Here is a 9268-nt window from a genome sequence, read left to right on the forward strand (position 1 = left end):
TTTGTCTATTAGACCAGCAAAGACAAAAAGCGTTAGCTTTTTGAACGTTGCTTGCAACGACCCGTAGGGTGAACAAGTGAACGAAGTTCACTTGCGAATAAAAGTAGGTCGCCCTTTAGGGCGAAACCTAAATTTTTGAGAAGAAATAATCTGCAAAAAGTTTCATAATTAACTTTGTTCAAAGTCGGTATATGAAACTTGCTTTCCTTATTTCTTCAATGACTCACAACGCAAAGTAACCGCATTTTTATGCGCTTGTAATTGCTCAGCTTCTGCCATTAATTCTACCGTTTTCGCCAAATTAACAAATCCTTGTGGTGTTAACTCTTGAACTGTCATTCGTTTACTGAAATCTGCTAAACCTAAACTAGAGCTGGTTTTGCTGTAGCCATAAGTCGGTAAAACATGATTGGTACCTGAAGCATAATCTCCCATACTTTCAGGGGAATAAGCACCTAAGAAAATCGAACCAGCATTATCTAATAAAGGCAATAATGCTCTAGCGTTTTCAACCTGTACAATCAAATGTTCTGGCGCATAATCGTTGCTAATTTCCACACATTGATCTAGGTCGGCAGCAATAATAATACGACTATGTGACAATGCTTTGCTTGCTGTTTCTGCTCGAGGTAATAAGGCTAATTGACGTTCAATTGCCGCTTCAGTAGCAGTTGCTAATTGCTGGCTTGGTGTGACTAAAATCACTTGTGAATCAGCGCCATGTTCTGCTTGAGATAATAGATCTGCGGCAACAAATTCTGGATTAGCATTTTGATCGGCAATGACTAACACTTCTGATGGGCCAGCTTGCATATCAATCGCAGCACCATTTGGATCTTGGCTGACTTGGCGTTTTGCTTCGGTAACAAATGCGTTGCCTGGACCAAAGATTTTATCCACTTTTGGAATTGATTCGGTACCGAATGCCATAGCCATTACCGCTTGAGCTCCACCTACCTGATAAATTGTTTCGACACCACATAATGAAGCTGCATATAAAATTTCATCAGCAATTGGTGGTGGTGAACAGAGAATAATTTGTTGGCAGCCAGCAATTTTTGCTGGAGTAGCTAACATCAATACAGTAGAAAATAGTGGTGCAGAACCACCAGGAATATATAGCCCTACTTTGTTAATCGCACGAGTTAATACTTGGCAACGAACGCCAGGTTGTGTTTCTAGATCAACAGCTTGCGGTTGTTGTGCTTGGTGAAAAGTAGCAATATTGCGTTGTGCTGTTTGAATAGCTTGTTTTAATTCTGCTGGAATTCTAGCGCTAGCATCGGCGATTTGTTGTGCAGTTACTTGTAATTGCGTTAATTGCACTTTGTCAAAGCGCTGATTAAGTTCAAATAACGCTTGATCGCCTTTGGCTTTTACTAATTCACGAATTTCATCAACAGCAGCTTGAATAGTTTGCGAACTGCCGATTGCCGGGCGTTGCATTGCTTGCTGGCGTTGTTGCTGATCTAATTCATTCCAAATCAATGTTTTCATACGCTACTTCCTTAATTCATCATTTTTTCAATTGGTAGCACAAGAATAGAACTTGCTCCAACCGCTTTAAGTTGTTCCATAGTTTCCCAGAATAGATTTTCTTGGCTTACCATATGTAGGGCAACACGATCATCTTCATTAGCTAATGGTAGGATAGTTGGATCTTCAACGCCAGGTAATAACGCAATCACTTCTTTTAATTTGCTCTTCGGTGCGTGCAACATAATATATTTAGATTCTCTTGCTTGCATTACCCCTTGAATACGAGTAAGTAATTTATCAATTAATTGTTGTTTTGCTGGCTCTAATGGATTGTTTTGTTGGATTAAGCAAGATTTTGAACGGTAAATAACATCAACTTCACGTAGTCCATTCGCTTCTAAAGTTGCACCAGTGGAAACGAGATCGCAGATAGCATCAGCTAAACCTGCACGAGGCGCAACCTCGACAGAACCGTTGAGTAAACAACTTTTGAATTTTAAGCCGCGTTCAGTCATGAAACGTTTTAATAATTGCGGATAGGAAGTTGCAATACGCATATTATTTAAAGATTCTGGGCCTGTATAATCTGCATCTTGTGGCACAGCGAGGGATAAACGGCAAGCACCAAAATCTAAGCGAGTTAACATTTTGTAATTGGCTTCTTCACCGCTAGCTTTACGTCTAAGTTCTTCTTCTTCTAAGACGTTTTCACCAATAATTCCTAAATCAACAACGCCATCAAAGACCAAACCAGGAATATCATCATCGCGCACACGTAAAATATCAATTGGTAAGTTTTCAGCATAAGCGATAAGGCGTTGTTCATTAAGATTGATCTTTACTCCACACTGTTTGAGTAATTCTTGTGAATCTTTGCTTAAGCGACCAGATTTTTGCATAGCAATCCGTAAACGAGTTTTATCTGACATTGTGTATTTCCTTCTTGTTAAATTTAAATATTAAAAAATAAAAAACCCTTCAGAATGACTTCCGAAGGGTGTTATTTTGTATTCGTACTCTCGGAAGTTTTTTTATCTTCCAAGCAGCACCAAACGCCTGAAAGATTATTCAGTTGAATGGTGATGATGATGAGAGAAACGAAATAAAACCATAAAATTTTTAAATTCCTAAGCTAAAAAGCGACCTTGTTTAAACTATGCGATTTCACTTAATTATGCAAGTGTTTTCTCGGTAATTTTTATAGTTTTTGTGCTTTAATAAATAATAACACTGGGCGGTGCTGTAAATCTTTAAATTCATTATGCCAAGCGATTTCTTGCTCTAACATCGGCTCTTCAAGCTGTTGGATGATAAAGCCGGCTTGAATCAGCATATTTATAATGGTTGATATTTTACGATGATAGGTTTTAAACGGTTGTTTAAACCAATTACGTTCTCGTTCGCCTTCATCACGATAATAATTTAAACGGTAGGCAACTTGCTGTTTATTTTCATCTTTTTGCCAACGATCACCGCCTTGATAGCAGGTTACAATCGGATGTTCTTGTGAAAAAATAAGCTGTCCTTGTGGTACCAATTTAGCAGAAATTTTCTGCAATAATGCTGGAAAATCAGCAATATAATGAAATGCAAAAGAACTGGTAATAAGATCGAATTGTTGTTCATCGCATTGTTGCAAGTTTTCCATTGCTAATTGATAAAGGCGATAACGCTGTTGAGCAATCTCCGCTCGTTGTAAATTTTCTGCCGCTTGTTGCAACATTTTAGCGGAAAGATCGATACCGACTGCATAACTGGCACCTTGTTGCAAATAATGTTGTAAATGAACACCAGTGCCACAACCAAGATCAAGGAGCTTTTTACCTTTTACATCACCAACGAGTTGAAACATTGTGGTTTTTTCAACAATTTCATTTAAGCTAATTGGGTTGTTGCGTAATTTTTGATATAGCTCGAAAAAGCCCTCTTGATCGTAAACACTGGTTTGCATAATTATCCTTTAAACATTGGCAAATAACCGTAACGAGCTGCTAATTGTGCCACAATATTTAACACACCAAATAGGATAATAAAATAGATCATAAAGTTACCGCCGAACACTGTATAAGTTTGTTCAGGGAATTTTTTCCGACAAGCGCGTGCTAATAGTGCTGGTACAATCGCTGCCCAAATAGTTGCTGCTAAACCAGCATAACCAATCGCAATCACAAACCCGAATGGGAATTGTAAACTTAATACTAATGGCGGTAAGAAGGTAATTAAGGTTGTTTTCGTACGTCCAGCAATGCTGTCATCAAACTTGAATAAATCAGCAATATAATCGAATAAACCAAGAGTTACCCCTAAGAAAGAACTGGCGATTGCCATATAAGCAAAGAAGTTCAAAATCACAGCCATATATTCAGTTTGAATATATTTACTTAATGCACCGAGTAAAGCCGCTATATCACCATCTTTGGCAATAACAGGCGCAAATTCATGACGAGGTAGATTACCTTGGATAGCGAGCTGCCATAATACATAAATGATCAGTGCAATTAAGGTGCCTAGAATAATTGATTTTTCAACACGTTTACCATCACGATTATAGTATTTCACTAAACTTGGTACATTGCCATGGAAGCCAAAAGATACTAGACAAACAGGTAACGCTGCTAACAAGTAAGGTAAATAACTTTGTTCGCCTTCTGCAATAGTATTGAATAATACTTCTGTTTTTACAGAAGTTAGCAAACCGGCAGTAGATAAGAAAAAGGCAATAACCATACCGACGATCAATATTGTGGTAAAGCGATCAACTGCTTTGGTTGATAACCAGACGAAGGCTGCCAAAATAAGACAGAAAATTAATGAACCATAACTTCTGCCTAGTTCAACGGTATTACTCTCTGAGCTTAGTAATTGATTTAAGAGATTCTCAGTAATACCACCGCCAGAAGTAATATAGGCATAAGTTAAAATATAAAGAACAAAAACTAACGATAAACTATTGATAATATTGGCACTATTACCAAGTAAGTCTTTAACAATCGTACTAAAGCTCGCACCGGTTGGATAATGTAAGTTAGCTTCCAAGATCATTAAGCCAGAGGTGGTCATACAGAACCAAGTGTAGATTAAGGCGAGAATTGAACCGATAAACCATAATCCAGCAGTTGCAGTTGGATTAGCAAACATTCCAGCGCCAATTGCTGTTCCAGCAATAATCATTGCACCACCAAGTAAAGAGGGAAGTTTCTGACTCATGATTTTTCTCCAGTAATATTTTTCTGCACTATTATAGTAGTACATTATTAAAAGTAAATACTTAATACTTACAGTAGGAAATTTTTTCTATGATGCTGATTAATATTTCATCCATAAGACCAAAAAATTGGCTAATTTTCGCTGGAAAAATTCACGTTAAATGAAAAAAATGCGATGAAGTAATCGATTACGTTCTCATTTTTACAAATTTCTCAGACATTTTTTTGAAAAACAGGTATAGTTGCACCGTTTATCCTAAAGACGACTATTTAAGCCTTATTTATGGGATAAATTGGAGTTATCTCATCAATTCATTAACAGAACAGCCATTTTTCCAAATTAGGGGTAATTATGGATTCACTTATGAGTATTTTGGGCATTGTAGTTTTGTTAGCAATTGCCTTTTTATTATCAAATAATCGCAAAGCGATTAGTTTTAGAACTGTCGGTGGTGCATTTTTGATCCAAGTGGGGATTGGTGCATTAGTACTTTATTCCGAAACAGGACGAAAAGCGTTATTAGCGGCTGCAGAAGCGGTAAATAAAGTGATTTCTTACGGTAACGAAGGGATCAGTTTTTTATTTGGCGGTTTAGTCAGCGATAAAATGTTTGAAGTTTTTGGTGGCGGCGGATTCGTGTTCGCATTTCGCGTATTACCAGCGATCGTATTCTTTGCTTCATTAATTTCAGTACTTTATTACTTAGGCATTATGCAATGGGCGATTCGTTTAATTGGTGGCTTCTTGCAAAAAGTACTTGGTACCTCTAAAACAGAATCTATGTCTGCTGCTGGTAATATCTTTGTTGGACAAACAGAAGCGCCACTACTTGTTCGTCCATACATTGCTACGATGACAGAATCTGAACTCTTTGCCATTATGTGTGGTGGTTTGGCTTCTGTTGCTGGTTCAACAATGGTTGGTTATGCGCAAATGGGCGTTCCACTTCCTTACTTAATCGCTGCATCATTTATGGCGGCACCGGGTGGATTACTTTTTGCTAAAATGTTGATTCCACAAACCGAAAAAGTAAATGACGAATTAAAAGATAATGAAGTAGAGGAAAAACCTTCAAATGTGCTAGATGCTGCTGCGATGGGCGCCTCATCAGGTATGCAATTAGCAATGAATGTTGGGGCAATGTTATTAGCGTTTATTGCTTTGATTGCGTTATTAAACGGTATTATCGGTGGTATTGGCGGTTGGTTCGGTTATGAAGGACTTAATTTCCAAACTATTTTAGGTTGGGTATTCCGTCCATTAGCATATATTATCGGTGTGCCTTGGAATGAAGCTGAAGTGGCGGGTTCAATGATTGGTCAAAAGATTGTATTAAATGAATTTGTTGCTTATGTGGATTTCGTGAAATATCTTGGACCAGATGCACCAATGGTATTAGCTGATAAGACAAAAGCTATTATTACCTTTGCACTTTGTGGTTTCGCTAACCTTGGTTCTATCGCAATCTTAATTGGTGGTTTAGGAACGATGGCACCAACACGCCGTAAAGATATTGCACGTTTAGGTATCAAAGCGGTTATTGCTGGTTCATTATCTAACTTAATGAGTGCGGCAATTGCTGGATTATTTATCGGCTTAGTTGGACCAGTACTCATGGGCTAAGCGTTGTGATACAATAACGAAACCGAAACACCACGACAATTGTCGTGGTGTTCTATTATTAGGGGATAGAAAACGTTTGCTTTTCTGAAAGAGGAAATATTATGTCAACAATTAGTCTTGAACAGGCAGCCAAAATTGCCTTGTCATTAATGGATCTCACTACACTTAATGAAGATGATACTGATGAGATTGTTGCTGCACTTTGTAAAAAAGAGATTAACCCGATTGGGCATACTGCTGCGGTATGCATTTATCCACAATTTATTGCAACAGCGAAAACAACATTACAACAACATCATTGTGCAGATGTTGCGGTTGCCACAGTAACTAACTTTCCGCAAGGCGCAGCAGATGTTGAATTAGCACGTCGTGAAACAGAATTGGCGATTAAAGCGGGCGCAGATGAAGTTGATGTGGTGTTCCCATATCGTGCTTTGATGGTGGGCGATGAAAACATTGGTGCCGAGTTAGTTGCTGCATGTAAACAGGCTTGTGGTGATAAATTATTAAAAGTGATTATCGAAACAGGCGAATTAAAAACAGCTGAATTAATTCGTAAAGCGTCAGAAATTGCAATTAAAGCAGGTGCGGATTTTATTAAAACTTCTACTGGTAAAGTACCGGTGAATGCCACATTAGAAGCTGCAAAAATTATGTTGGAAACTATCCGTGATTTAAATGTCCAAGATCGTGTTGGTTTTAAGGCGGCTGGTGGTGTACGTACCGCTGAGGAAGCACAACAATATCTTCAACTGGCAGCGGATCTGTTTGGTGAACAATGGCTAAACGCACGTCATTTCCGTTTTGGTGCTTCAGGTTTATTAAATAATTTACTCAATACATTAGGGGTAGCGGCAACAGCCAAACCAACTAATTATTAATGTCAGAATATTGTATAAGAGAGGAATGCTATGAAACGTGTATTTATTATGATGCTAGACTCTTTTGGCATTGGAGCTTCAGCAGATGCAGATAAATTTGGTGATGCGGGTTCAAATACTTTAGGACACATTGCTGAACGTTGTGCAGCAGGTTTAGCGAATGAAGGTAGAGAAGGCGCATTGAATGTACCTAATTTAACCAAACTTGGTTTAGGTTTAGCGGCAAAAGAATCTTGCGGTACTTTCCCTGCAGGGTTAGATGAAAATGCAGAACTTATTGGTGGTTATGCACATGCGAAAGAGATCTCTTCAGGAAAAGATACACCATCTGGACACTGGGAAATCGCCGGTGTACCAGTATTATTTGATTGGGGATATTTCCCACAACATGAAAACTCTTTCCCACAAGAATTATTAGATCGCATTGTTGAAAAATCAGGAATTCCTGGTTATTTAGGAAATTGCCATTCATCAGGGACAGTGATTTTGGATCAACTTGGTGAAGAACATATGCGTACTGGCAAACCAATTTTCTACACATCAGCAGACTCAGTATTCCAAATTGCTTGCCATGAAGAAACTTTTGGTTTGGAAAGATTATATGAACTTTGCCATATCGTACGTGAAGAGTTGGAAGGCTATAACATCGGTCGTGTTATTGCACGTCCATTTATTGGTGATAAAGCAGGTAATTTCCAACGTACTGGTAACCGCCATGATTATGCGGTTGAACCACCATCAGCAACAGTCTTGCAAAAATTAGTTGATGAAAAACATGGTGAAGTAGTTTCTATCGGTAAGATCGCTGATATTTATGCGCATACAGGCATTACTCGCAAAATTAAAGCGACAGGCTTGGAAGAGTTATTTGATCGCACATTAGAAGAAGTGCGTGCTGCAGGCGATAAAACCATTGTTTTCACTAACTTTGTCAATTTTGACTCTGATTTTGGTCATCGTCGTAATGTTGCTGGTTATGCGGCAGCATTAGAGTATTTTGATCAACGTTTACCTGAATTACTTAAATTAGTAACCGGTGATGATCTCCTTGTTATTACAGCGGATCATGGTTGCGATCCAACTTGGACAGGAACTGATCATACACGTGAACATATTCCAGTGTTGTTATACGGTGCGAATGTACCGAAACAATCTTTTGGCAGACGTGATACTTTTGCTGATATTGGACAAACTATTGCTAACTACTTTGATTTAAGTCCAATGGATTATGGTTCAGCAATCATTGATTTTCAAAACAAATAATTAGAGGGAATATTTATGGCGACTCCACATATTAATGCGGTTGATGGTGCTTTTGCAGATGTTGTTTTAATGCCAGGTGATCCATTACGTGCAAAATACATTGCAGAAACTTTTTTACAAGATGCTGTTGAAGTAACCAATGTGCGCAATATGCTTGGTTATACAGGAACTTATAAAGGACGTAAAATTTCTATTATGGGACATGGTATGGGTATTCCATCATGTTCTATTTATGCAAAAGAATTAATCACTGAATATGGTGTGAAAAAGATTATTCGTGTTGGTTCTTGCGGCGCAGTACGTCAAGATGTCAAAGTGCGTGATGTTGTGATTGGTTTAGGTGCTTGTACAGATTCAAAAGTAAACCGTATTCGTTTTAAGGATAATGATTTTGCGGCAATTGCCGATTTTGATATGACACAAGCAGCTGTTCAAGCAGCAAAACAAAAAGGCATTAAAGCGCGTGTTGGTAACCTATTCTCAGCAGATTTATTCTATACACCAGATGTTGAAATGTTTGATGTGATGGAAAAATACGGCATTCTTGGCGTAGAAATGGAAGCTGCTGGAATTTATGCAGTAGCAGCAGAATATGGTGCGAAAGCATTAGCGATCTGTACTGTATCTGATCATATTCGTACTGGTGAACAAACTTCCGCAGAAGAACGCCAATTGACTTTTAATGACATGATTGAAATTGCATTAGAGTCTGTATTAATTGGTGATCAACAATAATCTTATGCAAAACGCCCAGCAATGCTGGGCGTTTCAGACTGTTGACAAACCTCTAGACATACCTCTAGAGGTTTGATCTA

General features: G+C 38.2%; 8 protein-coding genes and 1 other annotated feature. Of the genes, 4 read left to right on the forward strand and 4 right to left on the reverse strand.

All coding sequences use genetic code 11. The annotated features are described in order from the left end of the window. Positions 1–207 precede the first annotated feature (207 nt). The 4 genes from hisD to mtr all read right to left on the reverse strand — a co-directional run bounded on the left by hisD (position 208) and on the right by mtr (position 4686). A complete protein-coding gene (gene hisD / locus QS62_RS06565) occupies positions 208–1497 on the reverse strand; it encodes a histidinol dehydrogenase (protein ID WP_066107716.1) in 1290 nt (429 codons plus the stop codon). Between the two features lie 11 nt (positions 1498–1508). Beyond that, positions 1509–2408 (reverse strand): ATP phosphoribosyltransferase, encoded by a 900-nt coding sequence (gene hisG, locus QS62_RS06570; protein WP_066107720.1) that lies wholly within the window; start codon positions 2406–2408, stop codon positions 1509–1511. 36 nt (positions 2409–2444) lie between these two features. Further along, positions 2445–2568 (reverse strand) — a sequence feature (His leader region). Positions 2569–2677: 109 nt separating this feature from the next. Further along, complete coding sequence (locus tag QS62_RS06575; protein WP_197496273.1) at positions 2678–3430, reverse strand: class I SAM-dependent DNA methyltransferase; 753 nt, start codon at positions 3428–3430, stop codon at positions 2678–2680. Positions 3431–3432: 2 nt separating this feature from the next. Continuing rightward, positions 3433–4686 (reverse strand): tryptophan permease, encoded by a 1254-nt coding sequence (mtr, locus tag QS62_RS06580; RefSeq protein WP_066107726.1) that lies wholly within the window; start codon positions 4684–4686, stop codon positions 3433–3435. A gap of 351 nt (positions 4687–5037) precedes the next feature. Between mtr and QS62_RS06585 the strand changes: the two genes are divergently transcribed. From QS62_RS06585 to deoD, 4 genes are all read left to right on the forward strand, one after another. Beyond that, positions 5038–6309, forward strand: a complete 1272-nt coding sequence (locus QS62_RS06585; protein ID WP_066107729.1) for a NupC/NupG family nucleoside CNT transporter — start codon at positions 5038–5040, stop codon at positions 6307–6309. A gap of 110 nt (positions 6310–6419) precedes the next feature. Next, a complete protein-coding gene (gene deoC, locus QS62_RS06590) occupies positions 6420–7190 on the forward strand; it encodes a deoxyribose-phosphate aldolase (protein ID WP_231923684.1) in 771 nt (256 codons plus the stop codon). A 30-nt stretch (positions 7191–7220) separates the two neighbouring features. Further along, entirely contained in the window at positions 7221–8453 is a 1233-nt protein-coding gene (deoB, locus tag QS62_RS06595) for a phosphopentomutase (RefSeq protein WP_066107735.1), read from the forward strand. Positions 8454–8468: 15 nt separating this feature from the next. Then, on the forward strand, positions 8469–9188 hold the full coding sequence (gene deoD / locus QS62_RS06600; protein ID WP_066107738.1) for a purine-nucleoside phosphorylase: 720 nt from the start codon (positions 8469–8471) through the stop codon (positions 9186–9188). Positions 9189–9268 lie beyond the last annotated feature (80 nt).

Source organism: Gallibacterium salpingitidis (genome assembly GCF_001678495.1).
Taxonomy (GTDB): domain Bacteria; phylum Pseudomonadota; class Gammaproteobacteria; order Enterobacterales; family Pasteurellaceae; genus Gallibacterium; species Gallibacterium salpingitidis.